The following is a 487-nucleotide window of genomic DNA, read 5'->3' as shown; positions in this document are numbered from 1 at the left end:
GCCCGCATCGGTCTTGTAACCCTTGTACCCGTTGGTCGCCGCCCAGCCGGGATTGCCCAGCACGCGCGCGCCCAGACCTTCGCCGACGACGATCGACTGCGGCACGGTCCATGTCGGATTGAAGATCACGCCCTCGACCGTTTCGGCCAGCTGCGGGGTCGCGGTGCGGCCCGGCTTGCCGACCACGGTGCGGAACGAGGTGTGGACATTGTGATTGACGACCAGCCGCAGCTGATATTCGGGCACATTGGTCAGAAGGTAGTTCTTCCCCATATCATGCGCGAGCCAGCGCCAGCGGTCCATATTGGCGCGGATCTTGGCACGGGCATCGGCATCGCCCTCGCTTGTTTCCATCAGCATCTGTTTCAGGACAGCATAATCGGGGTGCACGGGATTGAGCGAATCGAGAGCCGCGACGATTCCGCCGTTGCCGCCGACCGCCTGCCCTGCCAGCGCCTTTTCCAGCAGCGGCTTGATCGGGGTCAGC

1 protein-coding gene is annotated in these 487 nt (G+C 64.1%); it reads right to left on the bottom strand.

Annotated elements, in window-relative coordinates:
* Positions 1 to 112: hypothetical protein (locus AAFM29_RS18115; protein ID WP_371830765.1), on the bottom strand; the 112-nt coding region annotated here is incomplete at its 3' end.
* Positions 113 to 487 lie beyond the last annotated feature (375 nt).

This window comes from Erythrobacter sp. (assembly GCF_038133525.1).
Lineage (GTDB): Bacteria > Pseudomonadota > Alphaproteobacteria > Sphingomonadales > Sphingomonadaceae > Qipengyuania.
The sequence above is the reverse complement of the archived record's forward strand: the minus strand, read 5'-3'. Positions and strand labels throughout refer to the sequence as shown.